The 15540-nt window shown below is 70.1% G+C and carries 10 protein-coding genes; 1 reads left to right on the top strand and 9 read right to left on the bottom strand.

Annotated elements, in window-relative coordinates; translation table 11 throughout:
- Nucleotides 1-32: 32 nt before the first annotated feature.
- The 3 genes from pbpC to BA022_RS00475 all read right to left on the bottom strand — a co-directional run bounded on the left by pbpC (nucleotide 33) and on the right by BA022_RS00475 (nucleotide 3609).
- Nucleotides 33-2309, bottom strand: coding sequence for a penicillin-binding protein 1C (gene pbpC, locus BA022_RS00485; protein ID WP_088886215.1), 2277 nt, complete (start codon nucleotides 2307-2309; stop codon nucleotides 33-35).
- Nucleotides 2281-3153, bottom strand: a complete 873-nt coding sequence (locus BA022_RS00480; protein ID WP_015913994.1) for a methylglyoxal synthase — start codon at nucleotides 3151-3153, stop codon at nucleotides 2281-2283. Before BA022_RS00480 ends, pbpC begins: the two co-directional genes overlap by 29 nt.
- A 78-nt stretch (nucleotides 3154-3231) precedes the next feature.
- The gene (locus BA022_RS00475; RefSeq protein WP_088886214.1) at nucleotides 3232-3609 is read right to left on the bottom strand and encodes a YkvA family protein; all 378 of its coding nucleotides are present in this window, start codon (nucleotides 3607-3609) and stop codon (nucleotides 3232-3234) included.
- Nucleotides 3610-3750: 141 nt separating this feature from the next.
- Between BA022_RS00475 and BA022_RS00470 the strand changes: the two genes are divergently transcribed.
- Complete coding sequence (locus BA022_RS00470) at nucleotides 3751-3966, top strand: DUF3079 domain-containing protein (protein ID WP_011806421.1); 216 nt, start codon at nucleotides 3751-3753, stop codon at nucleotides 3964-3966.
- A gap of 12 nt (nucleotides 3967-3978) precedes the next feature.
- Here BA022_RS00470 and BA022_RS00465 read toward each other — a convergent pair whose 3' ends face one another.
- From BA022_RS00465 to BA022_RS00440, 6 genes are all read right to left on the bottom strand, one after another.
- Nucleotides 3979-4854, bottom strand: a complete 876-nt coding sequence (locus tag BA022_RS00465) for an endonuclease/exonuclease/phosphatase family protein (protein WP_088886213.1) — start codon at nucleotides 4852-4854, stop codon at nucleotides 3979-3981.
- Nucleotides 4855-4924: 70 nt separating this feature from the next.
- On the bottom strand, nucleotides 4925-5746 hold the full coding sequence (locus BA022_RS00460) for a carbohydrate ABC transporter permease (protein ID WP_011806423.1): 822 nt from the start codon (nucleotides 5744-5746) through the stop codon (nucleotides 4925-4927).
- 160 nt (nucleotides 5747-5906) lie between these two features.
- Nucleotides 5907-6809 carry a carbohydrate ABC transporter permease gene (locus BA022_RS00455; protein ID WP_088886212.1) on the bottom strand — a complete coding sequence of 301 codons (903 nt, stop codon included), beginning with the start codon at nucleotides 6807-6809 and terminating at the stop codon, nucleotides 5907-5909.
- Nucleotides 6810-6822: 13 nt separating this feature from the next.
- The gene (locus BA022_RS00450) at nucleotides 6823-8118 is read right to left on the bottom strand and encodes an ABC transporter substrate-binding protein (protein ID WP_088886211.1); all 1296 of its coding nucleotides are present in this window, start codon (nucleotides 8116-8118) and stop codon (nucleotides 6823-6825) included.
- Nucleotides 8119-8211: 93 nt separating this feature from the next.
- The gene (locus BA022_RS00445; protein ID WP_088886210.1) at nucleotides 8212-9252 is read right to left on the bottom strand and encodes an ABC transporter ATP-binding protein; all 1041 of its coding nucleotides are present in this window, start codon (nucleotides 9250-9252) and stop codon (nucleotides 8212-8214) included.
- Between the two features lie 164 nt (nucleotides 9253-9416).
- A complete protein-coding gene (locus BA022_RS00440) occupies nucleotides 9417-15437 on the bottom strand; it encodes an alpha-2-macroglobulin family protein (protein WP_187305995.1) in 6021 nt (2006 codons plus the stop codon).
- Nucleotides 15438-15540: the final 103 nt, after the last annotated feature.

Here is a 15540-nt window from a genome sequence, read left to right as displayed (position 1 = left end):
CGCCAGGCGCCGGGCTCGCACGTGCCGCTGCGTCAGCGCCGCGCGCGCACGCCCGCGCCGCGCACCTCGATCTGCACCTGGTCCAGTACCTTGCCCTGGGCGTCCACCAGCTCCACGCGGTGGCGGCCCGGCCAAGGCAGCCATGCCCACTGCGCGCCGCTGCCGGCCATCCGCCCGTCGATGCGCCAGCGCACCGCCGCGCGGCCCACACCGCCCGCCGTGAATTGCAGGCGCTGGTGCGCGGGCGGAATGTCCGGGTCCAGCGCCACCACGGTGCCCGACGCCGGCGCCAGGATGCGCGCCGCTACCGCCTCAGGACTTGCATTATTTGTGCCTGTAACGCCCGTCTCGCTTGCGCCATTAGCTTCACTTTCGATAGCAAATAACGCTTGCTGCGTGCCGCCCATGAACCACTCCTGCCGCGCACCCTCCAGCGGCTGGCCGCCGTCGCCCGGCCCGAAGCGCACCACCTGCCGCACCAGGCCCTGTGGCGGGCGCGGCGCGCGGCTGGGCGTGCGGCGGTGCAGCCAGCTCATGACCTCGGCCCAGATGGGCGCTGCGCCGCTGGTGCCGCTCACGTCATGCATAGCGGCGCCGCTGGCGTTGCCCACCCACACGCCCACGGTGTAGCGCTGCGACCAGCCCACGGCCCAGTTGTCGCGCATGTCCTTGCTGGTGCCGGTTTTCACCGCCGTCCAGAAGCGCGTGGCCAGCACGCTGTCGGTGCCAAAGGTGCGCACGCGCGCGTTGCCATCCGACAGGATGTCCCCCACGATGAAGGCCGCGCCGGCATCCAGCGCCGGCGTGAACGCCGGGCGCTGCGCAGGCGCATAGGCCACGGGGCTCAGGCGCCCGCCGTTGGCCAGCGCACGGTAGGCATTGGTCAGGTGCAGCAGCGGCACCTCGCTGCTGCCCAGCGCCAGGCTGTAACCGTAATAGCCGCCGGACTCAGTCAGCGGCAGCCCCAGGCGCCGCAGTTGCTCGAAGAAGGCGTCGGGCGTCACCATCACCAGCGTGCGTACCGCCGGCACGTTCAGCGAGGCGGCCAGCGCGGTGCGCGCGGACACCCAGCCCTTGAACTGGCGGTCGTAGTTTTGCGGGATGTACAGCCCGCCGGCGGTGGCGATGTGCGCGGGCGAATCGTGCACCAGCGAGGCAGCCGTGAGCCGCCGCTCGGCAATCGCCTGCGCGTACAGGAAGGGCTTGAGCGTGGAGCCGGGCTGGCGCAGGGCCAGCACGCCATCCACCTCGGCCGCTTGGCTCAAGGGGCCGGACGAGCCCACCCAGGCCAGCACCTCGCCCGTGGCGTTGTCCAGCACCACCAGCGCGGCGTCTTCCACGTTGCGCCCGCGCAGCTCACGCAGGTGGCGCGTGAGCGTGTCCACCGCCATGCGCTGCAGCGGCGCGCTGAGCGTGGCGCGCACGCGCTGGTGCGCACTGCCCGACGGCATGCGCGCCCCCTGGCGCAGCAGCTGGCGCGCAAAGTGCGGCGCGATGCCCTCGCTGGCGTCGAACGCGCGGCGCTGCAGCGCGGCGGTGGTGAACAGGTCCAGCGCGTCGCAATCGGTACCCTGCGCGCCGCTGTGGCCCGCCCGTCGCATGTCGCGCAGCACGCCGCAGGCGCGCCGGGCCACCAATGCGGGCCGCGCATTGGGCGCGCGCACCAGGGCCGCGGCCACGGCGGCCTCGCGCTCGTCCAGGCCGTGCGCGGCCTTGCCGAACAGCGTGCGCGCCAGCGCGTCGATGCCCACGATCTCCCCGCGAAACGGCACCAGGTTCAGGTACGCCTCCAGGATCTGGTCCTTGCGCCAGCGCCGGTCCAGCACCTGCGCGGCCACGGCCTGCCCCAGCTTCTGCGGCACGCTGCGCCCACCGGGGCCCTGGCGCAAGAAATCGGCATCCGGGCCGTCGAGCAGCCCCGCGAGCTGCATGGTCAGCGTGCTGGCGCCGCGCGTGCGCTGGTTCCACAGGTTGCCCCAGGCGGCGGCCGACACCGCGGCCCAGTCCACGCCGCTGTGCTCGTAAAAGCGCCGGTCCTCGCTCAGCACCAGCGCCTGGCGCAGCGCGGGCGACACATCGGCCAGGCCCAGCCACTGGCCGCGGCGCACGGTGGCGTCGGTACGCAGGCGCTGCAGCACCTCGCCCTCGCGCGAAAGCACCAGGGTCTCGGACGAGCGGAAATCGGCGCGCACCTCATCGAACGTGGGCAGCGCCAGGCTGACGGTGCTGGCCAGCGCCAGACACGCCGCCGCGAGGGCGCGTCGCCACCTCACAGGCGCATCACCGCGTGGCGCGCAGTGCGGCCGCATCGCACCAGCGCTGCGCCACCTGGGGCGAGGTGGTGCATACCGCGTCGTGCGTGGCGGTGGTCACGGCGCGCTCCAGCAGCTGGATGTCGGCCTCGTGCTGGCGCGCCACGTGCGGGTCCTCAAAAAAGATGGCGCGGTGGCAGCGCCGCTGCAGCACCCAGTCGGCAATCTGCGCGTCGCCGCCCAGCGGGCCGCTGTTGAAACGCTGCACCCAGGGCGTATCGGCGGGCCAGCCGCGCGCCCAGGCCAGCTCGTTCAGGCGCTGGCCCGTGGTGCCCGTGGCCACGCGCTGGCGAAAGCGCGAGAGCAACTCGAAGTTGCGCGCCGCAAAGTCCAGCATGGCGGACTTCATCGCATCGTGGGCGATCAGCGCCAGCGTCTGCGCGCCGTAGTCATGGAAGCGGTCGGCGTTGCGGTCGGCCGGCAGGCCGGCATGCATGCGCTCCATCTCCACCCAGTCGCGCGCGCTGGCCACGGTGGACAGGAACGGCTTGCCGTGGATCACGCACTGGCGCTTGAGCGCCAGCGCCTCCGGGAAGATGGACGACGGGTCCACCGGGTCGATGAGGTAGATGGCGCCGTCCAGCGTGCGGCCCGGCTCGGGCATGCCCACCACCTCGGCCACGAGCTTCATCAGCCCGCCCTCGCGCCCATAGGGGTAGCGCACCAGCGGCCGGTAGCCCTGCAGCATGCCGGCGGCGGCAATCGCATCATGGGTGCGGCCCACGGTGTGCAGGCCCAGCCGCAGTTCGCGTATGCCCGCCTCGCAGGCGCGCAGGAAGGCGAACAGCGCACCGTCTTCGGTATGGTGGTGCAAACGGTTGGCGGCTAGACCCATCAGCATGTACAAAGGCTTTCAGACGAAGAGGAGGGACAACTGCCGAGCATAGTCGCAGCCGCACACGCCACCGCTGCCGCGACCTTACCGGCCACGCCACCAGGCGAAGAGCAGCACAGCCAGCAGCACCCACAGCATGATGATGATCGCCGCGGCCAGCCAGCTACGCGGGCGCGCCAGCATGCGCGCGGCACGCTCGCGCGCGGCCAGCAGCACCGGCGGCGGCAGCAGGCGCAGCACCAGCGCCAGGCCCAGGGGCACGATGAGCAGGTCGTCCAGATAGCCCAGCACGGGAATGAAATCAGGCACCAGGTCGATGGGGCTCAGCGCATAGGCGGCCACGGCCAGCGCCAACAGACGCAGCGCCCAGGGGGTACGCGGATCGCGCGCGGCCAGGTAGACGACGAGCACGTCGCGCTTGAGCGCACGCGCCCATTGCTTGGCGGTTTGCAGCAGTCCCATGGCGTGTTCAGGGGGGGGTGATTCAGCGAAAGGGCTGCATCGTACGAGCTGCCCCGCGCGGAAATGGCTTGATGTACATCAAAACCCTACCGGGATCGGGTGACGACAGTGACTGCTTCCCCTTGATAACTGCCCTGCCCCATGGCCAAGAAGTTTCCGCTGAACCCCGCACATCCCGAACGCACGTGCTGGGGCTGCGACCGCTACTGCGCCGCCGATGCCATGCAGTGCGGCAACGGATCGGAGCGCAGCCAGCATCCGGCGGAGCTGTTCGGCCCCGACTGGGCCGAGTGGGAGCCGCCTTCGGCCGGCGAGGCGCCTGCACAGCAGCAGCCCGCCGCATCACAGCCGGCCTGACCGCACGGTCACTCATTCCAGCACCAGCAGCACGGGCTGGTGGTCTGATGCCTGCGTCACGCCATCGACCCGCACCGCGCGCACCCGGCTCCTCAGCGAATCACTGACCCAGATGAAGTCACAGGCCAGCGGCTGCGGCGCATAGGTCTGGTCGAACACGCAAAACGTGGGCGGCTGCGGCGCGCCGGGGTGCAGCAGTCGCCATGCATCCCACAGCGGGGGCTGGCCCGCCTGACCCATGGTCGCGCCCTCCTCGTCCGCCAGCGCAGCGGCCAGCGCGGCGTATTCGGGCTCGTGCGCCTGCAGGTTGAAGTCGCCGCACAGCACGGCATGGGGCGTGTGCGCCTTGGGCTGGAACGGCGAGCCGTCGGCCAGGCCCTGCGGCGGCTGCGCAGCCTGCGCGCAGGCCTGCAGGTGCAGCGCACGCAGCGCCAGCGCCTGCGCCATGCGCTGGGGCTTGGAGTAGTACTCCAGGTGCGTGGTCATCACGCGCACCGGGCCCAGCGCGGGGTCCTGCACGGTGAGCACGCTGCACAGGCGCGGCATGCTGCGCACGCCGGCATCGGGCGGGTATGGCAGCGGGTGGTGCTGCAGCTGCAGCACAGGCAGGCGCGTGGCGATCAGGTTGCCAAAGCGCTGGCGGCCCGCGGCGGTCCACTCATCCACCGCGGCGCCAAAGAACACCTGCCAGCCTGCGGGCAGCGCGGCCTGCACCTGCGCCACCTGGTCGACGGGCGCACCGGGCAAGCCGGGGTAGTTCACGGCGATCTCCTGCAGGCACAGCACATCCACGTCGCCCAGCGCCAATGCGTATTGCACGATGCGCGCGGGGTCCACGCGGCCGTCCAGGCCGCGGCACCACTGGGTGTTCCAGGTGACGAGCTGCATGGTTTACTCCTGAAAACAGAGCTGCTCGCGCTTGCTGCACGGGCGCCGGAGGCTGATTTGGTTTGAATTGCTACTTGATGCCCGCGCGCATGAAGCTCTGCACGAACTGGCGCTGAAAGAGTATGAACCCGATGAGCAGCGGCGCGGTGGACATCAGCGTGGCCGCGGTGATGAGCGACCATTCCACGCCCTGCTCCACCGACGAGAACACCTGCAGCCCCACGGTGAGCGGGCGGGATTCCACGCTGTTGGTGATGATGAGCGGCCACAGGAAGTTGTTCCAGTGAAAGCTCACCGACACCAGCGCAAACGCGGTGTACACCGGCCGCGCCAGCGGCACGTATACGCGCCACAGGATCTGCAGGGCGCTGGCACCCTCCACGCGCGCGGCTTCATCCAGCTCCTTGGGAATGCCCATGAAGGTCTGGCGCAGCAGGAAGATGGCAAAGGCCGAGGCAAAGTACGGCAGACCGATGGCCACCAGCGAATCCACCAGGCCCAGGCGGCCCATGGTCTTGTAGTTCTCGACCAGCAGGATGTCGGGCATGACCATGAGCTGCACCAGCACCAGCGCGAAGGCCACGTTCTGGCCGCGAAAGCGATAGCGCGCGAAGGCATAGGCCGCCAGCGTGGACAGCACCAGCTGCGCGGCCAGGATCATCGCCACCAGCACGGTGGTGTTGAGGAAGTAGCGCGCGAAGGGCGCGGCCTCCCAGGCGCGGCGGAAGTTCTCCAGCGTCCAGGGCGCCAGCAGATCGAAGCGCGTGGCGTACTCCGCGGGGTGAAAGGCCGTCCACACCGCATAGGCCAGCGGCAGCAGCCACAGCAGGGCCAGCGTCCAGGCGGCCAGGGTATCCAGCAGGGTGACCTGGTACAGCGTATTGGTTCTCATGGCGCGTCGCGCCCTCCTAAGGGATGAAACCGGCACCACCCAAGCCAGGGCCGCCGTGCAAGGGCCGCCCCGCCGCACGGGCGGCGTCCTCCTTCCCACGCGCAGCGTGAGAGAAGGGGTGAGAGAAGGGGGAAGTGGCGCAGCCGCTCCGGGGGTTGTTTCACTGGTAATGCACCCGTTTGTCGAACACGAAGAACTGCACCAGCGCCACGCCGGCCAGCGCCACCACCAGCACCACCGTGAGCGCCGCGGCATAGCCCGTGTCCCAGAACTTGAAGCCCACCTCGTACAGGTGGTACAGCAGCAGCGTGGAAGCGTTGTCCGGCCCGCCGCGCGTGAGGATGAAGAGATGGTCCACCAGACGGAAGGCGTTGATCACGGCATTGACCAGCACGAACAGCGTGGTGGGCATGAGCAGCGGCCACTGCACGCGGCGAAAGAAGTACCAGCGCGACCCGCCCTCGATGGCCGCGGCCTCCTTCAGGCTGGGGTTCAGCGTCTGCAGCGCGGCCAGGTAGAAGATCATGAAGAAGCCCGCCTCCTTCCACACCGCCACCACCGTGACGCAGGCCAGCGCCGTGGCCGGGTCGCCCAGCCAGTTGCGCGACGGCAGCCCGAGCAGGCTGGTGATCTGCTCCAGCAGCCCGTACTGCGGCGTGTAGAAGAACAGCCAGACGTTGGCCACGGCGATCATCGGCAGCACGGTGGGCGTGAAGTACGCCATGCGCACCCACGTGCGTCCCGGCATGCGCTCATTCACCCACAGCGCCATGATCAGCGCCAAGCCGATGGACAGCGGAATGGTCGCGCCAGCGAACCACAGGTTGTTGCGCACGGCCTGCCAGAACACGGGGTCGTCCACCATGGACGCATAGTTCTCCAGCCCCACCCACACCCCCGCACGGCCGCCGCGGGGCGTGGAATGGAAGCTGTCGATCAGCGTGGCCAGCGTGGGCCAGTGCGTGAAGGCCACCAACAGGACCAGGGCCGGAAGCAGCAGCAGCCAGGCGTGCATGGCACGCTGGCTGCTGCCCGCATCCGGCGTGCTGCGCATCACCGGCATGGGAGGCTCGCCCTTACTTGTAGCTGCGCAGGATGCGATCGGCCTCGCGCTGAGCGTCCTTCATCGCTTGCGCCGAGGTCTTGGTGCCGTTCAGCGCGGCCTGGATGGCGTCGTTGAGCACCTTGGTCACACGCTGGTTGTCGTGCGTGGAGAACTCGGCCACCGACACCGGCAGTTGATCGCGCGCCACCAGCGCGGGCGGGAAGTCCTGGCCGTATTTTTTGAGCGCCGGCGTATCGTAGGCAGCAGGCGAGACGGCCACGTAGCCGCTGTCCATGCTCCACTGCGCAGCGCGCTCGGGCTGGGTGATCCACTTGGCGAACTCGAACGCGGCCTGCTGCTGCTCTTGCGGCGCCTTCTTGAAGATGTAGAAGTTGCCGCCGCCCGTGGGCGAGCCCTTGCGCAGGTTGCCGGCAATCTGGGCCACGCCGAAGTCGAACTTGGCGTTGTTCTTCACGTTGGTCAGGTTGCCCGTGGTCGTGACGATGATCGCGGCCTTCTTCTCGAAGAAGTCCTTGGGCGTCGTGCCCCACTCCACCACGCCCTTGGGGTGCACGCCTTCCTTGGCCAGGTTGACCCAGAAGTCCAGCGCCTCGATGACCTTGGGGTGGTCGAAGGTGACCTGGGTGCCGGCCCCATTGGCCAGCAGCACGTCGTTGGGCGTGGTCAGCGTCTGCAGCATCCAGTAGGCAAAGCCGGTGGACGGGATCTGGATGCCGTACTGCGTCACGTTGCCGCTGGCGTCCTTCTTGGTGAGCTTGTGCGCCGCTTCCTTCAGTTCCTTCCAGTTCTGGGGCGCCTTGTGGGGGTCCAAGCCGGCTTCCTTGAAGGCCTCCTTGTTGTAGTACATGACCACCGTGGAGCGCTGGAACGGCACGCCCCAGGTCTTGCCGCCCGTCTGGCTGTTGGCCATGAAGGCCGGGTAGAAGCCCTTGATCCAGGCACGGTCGGCGTCGGTCTTCACGAAGTCGTCGATGGGGGCGATGGCGTCCTCGTCGATCAGCGTGAACATGTCGGTGGACAGCAGCACCGAAGTGGCCGGCGCCTTGCCGGACTTGTGCGCGGTGAGCGCCTTGACGATGGTCTCCTGGTACGTGCCGGCATAGATGGGCACCACCCTGTACTGCGGATGCGCCTTGTTGAAGTCGGCCGCGTAGCCGTCGATCACCTTGGTGATGGGGCCGCCCACGGCCACGGGGTAGTAGAACGGCACCTCCACCGGGGTCTGCGCATGGGCGGTAACGGCACACAGCGCCATGGCCGCGAGGGCGGGCGCAGCCAAGGTCTTCAAAAACATCTTGCGTTGCATTGCGAAAGCTCCTGGGGTCTGGAAAGAGTGGGGAGAGGAAACGAAAGGCAGCGCCGTGCACGCCCATGCGGCGCAGGCTGCGTAAGAAGTGGCTCAAGCCGCCAGGCGCTGGCCCTGGGCGTCAAAGAAATGCTGGTCGTGCCCGCACCACCGCAGGCGCACACCCTGCCCGTTGGCTGCGGGGGCGTGCTGCCCCGGCGCGCGCACGGTGATGAATTCGGTGCCGATAGCGCAGCGCAGCACGGCATCCGCGCCCAGGTATTCCTGGCTGTGCACGGAGGCGGCCACGCCGCTCGACCCACCGCTGCCGTCGTCCAGGGCCACGGCCTCGGGACGCAGGCCGAGCCAGTGCGCCTGCGTGCGACCCACGGCGATATCGGTGCCCGCGATGCGGCCCTGTTCCAGTCGCACCAGGTTCATGGCGGGCGTGCCGATGAAGCGCGCGGCAAAGGTGGAAGCGGGTGCGGCGTACACATCGCGCGGCGGCGCGCACTGCTCCACGCGCCCCTGGTGCAGCAGCACCACCTGGTCGGCCATGCTCATGGCCTCGGCCTGGTCGTGCGTCACGTACACCACGGTAAGTCCCAGGCGCTGCTGCAGCTCGCGCAGCTCGGTGCGCATCTCCTGGCGCAATTGCGCATCCAGGTTGGACAGCGGTTCGTCCATCAGGCACACGCGGGCCTGGGCCACCAGGGCGCGGCCCAGCGCCACGCGCTGCTGCTGCCCGCCGGACAACTGTGCGGGCCGGCGCTCCAGCAGCGGGGCCAGGCCCAGCAGCTCGGCCGCATGCGCCACGCGCCGCGCGGCCTCGGCCTTGGGCACCTTGCGCACCGCCAGCCCAAAGCCGATGTTCTGCGCCACGCTCAAGTGCGGAAACAGCGCATAGTTCTGAAACACCATCGCGATGCCGCGCCGCGCCGGTGGCAACCGCGTGACGTCCTGCCCGTCGATGCGCACGCTGCCCGATGTGGGTGACTCCAGCCCCGCAATGATGCGCAGCGTGGTCGATTTGCCGCAGCCCGAGGGTCCCAGCAGCACGCAGAAAGAACCGGGCTCAATGCGCAGGTTCACGGACTGCAATGCCGTGGTGCTCCCCCAGGACTTGGCAACCGCATCAAGTTCGATCAGTGACATCGCGGCAGTGTAGGGACCGCTTGTGACGCTGGCGTTACGCACCCGCACGCCGCGGCGGGCCACCCGCCCACCCGCCACGGCCCGTCGATCGGTCCGTGGCGGTGCGACACCAAAACTGCCGCTAACGCCCGTCCATCAAGCGCCAGCAGCTATGCATTGAATAGTCACGGGCGCTGCACCACTTTCACCCGTGCATTCGGTGCCTCGCCGAACATCTCGGGCGCATACAGTGCCTCGACGCGGCTGGGCGGCAGCGCAAAGTCGCCCGCATTGTTCAGGCGCACGGTGTACTGCATCGTCACCGTGCCCTTGGGCAGGTACTCGTAGTAGCTGCGGAAGGACTCGAAGCCGCGTTCCTCGAACGCGGGCCAGCCCCGGCCCTCGCGCTTTTCGCCCTGCGTGGCGATCTCGGAGTCGCGCCCCAGGCCGCTGCCCAGGATGGTCGCCCCTGCGGGGATGGGGTCGGTGATCGCCACCCAGGTCATGTCGGCCGTACCGGTCACCTCCAGCGTCACGCGCAGCACGTCCCCGCGCGAGTAGCTGCCCGCGGGCAGTGCCTTGTCGGCCTGCTCAACCGGCGTGACCGTGCGCTTGAGGGTGTAGCCCGCGCTGAACGGCTGCTGGCGCGGCACGGCCGCCACCGACTGCAGCGTGAGCCACGGCTTGCCCGGCCCCTGATGCGTGACCACGAGCGGCTGCGCCGCGCCAGCGCCCGTGCCCCACGGCAGGAACATGCCGTTGTTCTTGAGCATGCCGGGCGCCGCGGGCGCGCCGAACCAGCGGGTCTGGTGCGCTGCACCCGCGGCGTCGCTGGCCTTCGCCGGCTCCACCTTGGCCCAGTCCACGCTGGCGCTGTGGCCGCCCAGCGTAGCGCGGGTGGTGCCGGCCACCGGCGTGGACTCGAAGCGGGCGCTGAACTTCTCCAGCGCCAGCCCGCCCCACAGGTTGGCCGTGGTGGTGTGCCATGCGCCGCCCTGCTGGCGCGCGATGAAGCCGCTGGCCAGGCGCCCCATGTCGTCCTTCCACGCGGGGTCGTCCAGCACGGCCAGCATCAGGCGCGCGGTGTTCACGTCGCCGTTCTGCATCAGCCACCACCAGTAGTCCTGCTGCTCGGTGCTGAACAGCAGCTTGGTGCCCTGGTAGGACAGGCGGCCCTTGAGAATCTGCATCGCCTCGGCCAGGCGCTGCTCGCGCTGCGGCACGCCCTGCACCCGCTTAAGCACGTTGATCCAGTCGATCACCGCATGCGTGGGCCACTGGTTGGGCGCGATGGTGATGCTCTCCAGCAGCCGCGCCGGGGCATGGCCCGTGCGCGACAGCGCCTCGATGGCCGCCAGCTTGCGCAGGTCCAGATCCTTGCGCGGGCTCCAGAAGTCGCGCTGGATGCGCCCTTCCACAAAGGCCGTCAGCCCGCGCTCCATGGCCTCGCGCACTTCAACAGGCAGCGTGAACTCAGGGTACAGCGCGGCCGCTTCGTGCGTGGCGGCCAGCAGATAGGCGGTGAGCGTGTCGCTGCCCCGGTTGGCGCTGCCTTCGCTCGGCGGGAAGTAGTAGGCCAGGCCGTCGCCGTCCAGGTAGGTGGGCATCTGCGCGGCCACGCTGCGCCACAGCGCGGCATCGCGCAGGCCGATGGCCTTGCTGGCCTTTTGCTCCAGGCAGGCGAACGGGTAGTTGGCCCACCAGTCGCGCACGCCGGGCAGGCCCTCGGCCAGCCGGGGCTGCAGCGCCAGCTTGAGGCCGCCGCGCCCCTGCAGCGCACCGGCGGGCGGCACCGCCTCCGTCTGGAAGCTGCCGTCCAGCTGCACCAGCGTGGCCTGCTGCACGGCCAGCGGCACGGCCGGCACCAGCCGCTGGGTCACCTTGAGCGCATCGCGCGCGCCGCTCACCGTATCGCGCGCCTCGATCTCCCACAGCAGCGCCTGGGCGCGCGTATGGGCCAGTTGTGCGGGCGCGGTGACGGACCACGCCACCTCGCGCGACTCGCCCGCGGGGATCTCCACGGTCTGCTGGTTCAGCTGCAGCAGCGTGGCGCGCGGCGTGACCTCGACCTTCATCGCCGCCTTGGTGGTATTGCGCAGCGTGAGCTGCGCGCGGAACTGGTCCTCCTCGCGCACCAGCGGTGGCAGGCCGCTGATGATCTGCAGGTCCTGCGTGGCGCGGATGCTCGTGGCGCCGGTGCCGAACAGGCCCGTTCCCGCATCCGCCACCGCCACCACCCTGAAGGTGGTGAGCGCGTCGTTAAGCGGCACGGTCACCTGCGCCCGGCCGTTCGCGTCCAGTTGAATGGCGGGCCGCCACAGCAGCAGCGTGTCCAGCAGCTCGCGCGTGGCCGTGTGGCCGCCGCCGCCGCCCGCGGGCACGGCCTTCTTGCCGTAGTGGCGCCGGCCGATGATCTCCATCTGCGCGGTGGAAGTCTCCACGCCCCACGCCCGGCGCTGCAGCATGGCCTCCAGCAGGTTCCAGCTGGTGTTGGGCATCAGTTCCAGCAGCGCCTGGTCCACGGCGGCCAGCGCCACCTCGGCGCCGGCAGCGGGCTTGCCGTCCGGCAGCGTGGCGGTGATGGTGACCTGCGCCTTGCCGCGCACCGGGTAGCTGTCCTTATCGGCCTTGACCTGCACCGCGATCTGGTGCGCGGCATGGCCCACACGCAGCTCGGCCACGCCCAGCCGGTAGGCGGGCTTGGACAGGTCCACCATGGCCGTGGGGGCGACGTACTCGCGGCCCTCGTACCAGAAGGCGTTCCACCATTCGCGCGGCGCCTTGAAGCCCCAGGTGAAGAAGCTGTACCAGGGCACCTCGCGCAGACGCCCGCGCAGCGCCAGCACGCTCACGTAGACGTTGGGGCTCCAGTCCTGCCCGATCTGTACCTGCACCGTGGGGTCCTGGCCATTGAGCTGCACCACGCGCGTGTCGATGATGCCCTCGCGTTCCACGCTGACCAGCGCCGTGGCATGGCGAAACGGCATGCGCACCTGCAGCCGCGCGGTCTCGCCGGGCTGGTAGCTCTTTTTCTCGGGCAGCACGTCGATGCGGTCATGGTCCTCGCCGCCAAACCACAGCTCGCCGCGCCGCGTGACCCAGACGGAGGACGCGGCCTGGGCCTCGTTGCCGTCCTTGTCGCGCGCGGTGACCACCAGCTCCACCTCGCCGGGCTCGTCCAGCTTGGCGTCGCACAGCAGCAGGCCGCGGCTGTCGCTTTTGCCGGTGCACACGGTGCCCAGGTCCTTGGTCTCGGTCTTGTTGTCGTAGCTGTAAAAGCCTCCCACCATGCGCTTGCGGCTGGTGGTGGTGACATGCGCGATGGCCTGCACGGCCAGGGGCACACCGGCCTGGGGCTGGCCCTGCAGCGACAGCGCCAGCGCCTGGAAGCGCACGCGGCTCGCAGCCGATGCCCAGCCCTCGGTCTTCACGCCCGCCACCACGGCGGCCGGCCACAGCGTGTGCGTGCTGCGGACCGTCTGCACCTCGCCATTGGGGTCAGCATAGGTGGCCTCCAGCACCAGGTCCTGCGCCTGGCGGGCCGGGGGCAGTTCTTCGATGGTCACGCGGCCCGCGCCGCTCTTGTCCAGCGTGAGCGCCAGCTTGTCGGCCACCATGCGCGTGTCCTGCCGCGCCGCGGGCTCCTCGTCGTCATCGCCCGCCTGCGCGCCGCGCTTGCGGGGCGGCTGGAAGCTGAAGGCGTCGAAGTCGCCGAACTGCAGGAACTTGCCGCGCACCATGGCCGACACCCGCACCGGCAACTGGCCGGCAGGGCCGCCAGACACGTAGCCCACCCGCACGTCGGCCGGCACCGAGCGCACGCGCACCAGCGGCTTGCTGTCCGCGGGCGCGATACGCCCTTCCAGCACCGGCAGGCGGAACTCCTCCACGCGGAAGCTCCCGGACTCGAACGAGCGCTCGCCCCCATTGACGTCAGCGCCGCGCAGCTCCACCTGGTACAGGCCCAGCTTGGCCGCCGGCGGCACCGCGAACTCGCTGGTGGCCGACAGGCCACCCGTGCCCGTCTTGCGCCACTGCAGCGGCTGGGTGAACTGCTGGCCGCTGCCGACGTGGGTGATCGCCAGTTCCGACGGCCGCTCCTGCGGCAGCGCAAAGCCCTGGCGGTTCTGCAGGCGCAGCACGTGCTTCATGGACACCGTCTCGCCCGCGCGCAGCAGCGTGCGGTCGAAGATGGTGTGGGCCACGGTATCCGGGCGCGGGTCGCTGCTGGTGGGCAGGTTGAAACGCCAGGGCTCGATGCCGCGCTGCCAGTCGCTCCAGGCAAAGGCCAGATCCTCCACGCCGTCCGCGCCGCGGTGGCGCGCGCTCACGAAGTAGGTCTGCGAGCCATCGCCGTAGTCGTCGTAGCCGTCTGCGTCGCCGCAGCGCGGCGGCTCGGGCGACAGTCCGTCAAAGCGCGCAATACCCTGCGCATCGGTCTGCGCCTGGGCCAGCAGGCGGCCCCGGCAATCGGACACGCGCACGCTCGCGCCCGGCACGGGCTGCCCTTTGTCCAGCGTGGTCACCCAGGCCAGCGCGTTCTCGCGGCCCAGCTTGAAATGCACACCCAGGTTGGTCACCAGCGCCGCCGTGCGCACATACATGGTGCGGCCGGCGCCGTGGCGCTCGTCCAGCAGCGCGCCGCCCAGCGCCTGCGACGCCACCTCCACCACATGGAAACCCGGCGCCAGCGGTATGCCCACGACCTCGAACGGCCGCGGGTCCGCTGCCGCGGCGCGGGGCAGCTCCAGCGCCTTGGCGCCGCTCTGGCCGGCCAGCAGCGACAGCATGCGGGTCTGCACGTACTCCTTGTTCTCCTGCCCCTGCAGCGGCTGGGGCAGTGTGCTCACGCCGTCCCGGCGGGCCTGCCCACGCTCCACCAGCGCGCCGTGGTAACGGCGCACCTTGCGCATCCAGGCGATGATCTCCGCATCGCCGCCGGGCTGCAGCGTGCGCACCCGACCTGCCGGCGCCTCGGGGGTGGACGCAGGTTGCAGGCCCTGCACGCGCAGCGCGGGTTCCACCTTGCGCAGCGTCACGGGCAGCAGCGCGGGCGGGTGGTCCTCGGCCGGGCCTTCGGCAAAGCGCTCGACGATGCCAAAAGGCGCCGCCGCAAACTTGGCCAGCGGCGGCATGCCGCCCGTGGCCACCTTGAGCGGGAAGCTCGCCGCATTGCGCGGCGCGCGTCCCGCGGCATCGCGAAAGTCCGCCGGCAGCTCCACCGTGAAGGACGTGCTCTCGGCCAGCGGCACGCCGAAGCGCACGGCGTTCACCAGCGTGTCGCCTGGCTGCGCGGCCGTGCCCTCCCCTTCGCCCTCAAAACGCGGCAGCAGCGTTTCGTAGCTGGACTTCAGCCGTATGCCCGCCGCCACCTTGCGCGACACGGGTGCGTTGAACGACAGCACCATGGGGCGGATCGGCAGGCACGCGGCCTGGGCGTTCTCGCGCTCGCACTGGAACTCCACGGCAAAGGGCTCGCGCACCTGGAAGGCAAAGCGCTTTTCCACCGTGTTCGCCACGCCGCTGGGCGTGGCCACGCCCTTGCCGAAGACAAGCTGCATGCGCGTGCCCGAGGTCAGGCGGCGGTTGCATGCCAGCGTGGCGTATTGCAGCGGCGCCTGGGCGGCGCGCTTGTCCAGCCCGAGGGCCTTGAGGATGTCCCCGCGCTGCGCACCTTCGACCAGGCGCACAGGCACGCGCTCGCCCACGCCGTCCAGCGCGCACCAGGCATGGCTGCGCAGGCTGTCCTGCGTGGCCGCGCCGTTCAGCTGCAGCACGAACACCTGCTCCTCGTCGATGGACTGGTAGGTGCCGGGCAGGATGCGCTGGACAAACGGGCCGCCACTATTGAATTGATAGCTTTTTCCGCCCGACAGCTCTGCGCCAGAGGCCGATTTGAACCCCGACCTGGCGGTGGCCGTGCAGCGCACGCCCGGCGGCAGGTCGCGCGCGAAGTCGAACACCCATTCGCGCTCGCCCGTCCAGCGGCCCGTGCCCTTGGCCGCATCGGCGTCGCTGCACTGCACCGTGAAGGGAGCCGGCGCCTGTGGATCGCCAAAGCGCACGGCGGCCGCGTCAAACCGCGCCACCACCTGGCGCACCTGCGCCACCTCGCCCTGGGGCGAAAAGCTGCTCACCTGCAGCGCCTGCGCGCCGCCCGCCAGCAGTGCGCCACCCGCGGCAACCCACCGTATCCATGTATTCAAGAGATCCCCCCTGCAGTGCTTTGGCCGAGCGTATCAAAGCGCTCCATGCGCCACGCGGTTGTTGCATGCGCTTACAGGCTGGGCAGCCCCGTCCCGAGCGGTG

Source organism: Diaphorobacter nitroreducens (assembly GCF_002214645.1).
Taxonomy (GTDB): Bacteria; Pseudomonadota; Gammaproteobacteria; order Burkholderiales; family Burkholderiaceae_C; genus Diaphorobacter; species Diaphorobacter nitroreducens.
Note: the sequence above shows the minus strand (reverse complement) of the source record. Positions and strands in the feature narration are given on the sequence as shown.

Bases quoted from the DNA above. Each gene is read 5' to 3' on its own strand.
- BA022_RS00465 (WP_088886213.1), bottom strand. From the start codon at position 4,854: ATGCAGCTCGTCACCTGGAACACCCAGTGGTGCCGCGGCCTGGACGGC.
- BA022_RS00470 (WP_011806421.1), top strand. From the start codon at position 3,751: ATGGCCAAGAAGTTTCCGCTGAACCCCGCACATCCCGAACGCACGTGC.
- BA022_RS00480 (WP_015913994.1), bottom strand. From the start codon at position 3,153: ATGCTGATGGGTCTAGCCGCCAACCGTTTGCACCACCATACCGAAGAC.
- BA022_RS00475 (WP_088886214.1), bottom strand. From the start codon at position 3,609: ATGGGACTGCTGCAAACCGCCAAGCAATGGGCGCGTGCGCTCAAGCGC.
- BA022_RS00445 (WP_088886210.1), bottom strand. From the start codon at position 9,252: ATGTCACTGATCGAACTTGATGCGGTTGCCAAGTCCTGGGGGAGCACC.
- pbpC (WP_088886215.1), bottom strand. From the start codon at position 2,309: ATGCGGCCGCACTGCGCGCCACGCGGTGATGCGCCTGTGAGGTGGCGA.
- BA022_RS00460 (WP_011806423.1), bottom strand. From the start codon at position 5,746: ATGAGAACCAATACGCTGTACCAGGTCACCCTGCTGGATACCCTGGCC.
- BA022_RS00450 (WP_088886211.1), bottom strand. From the start codon at position 8,118: ATGCAACGCAAGATGTTTTTGAAGACCTTGGCTGCGCCCGCCCTCGCG.
- BA022_RS00455 (WP_088886212.1), bottom strand. From the start codon at position 6,809: ATGCCGGTGATGCGCAGCACGCCGGATGCGGGCAGCAGCCAGCGTGCC.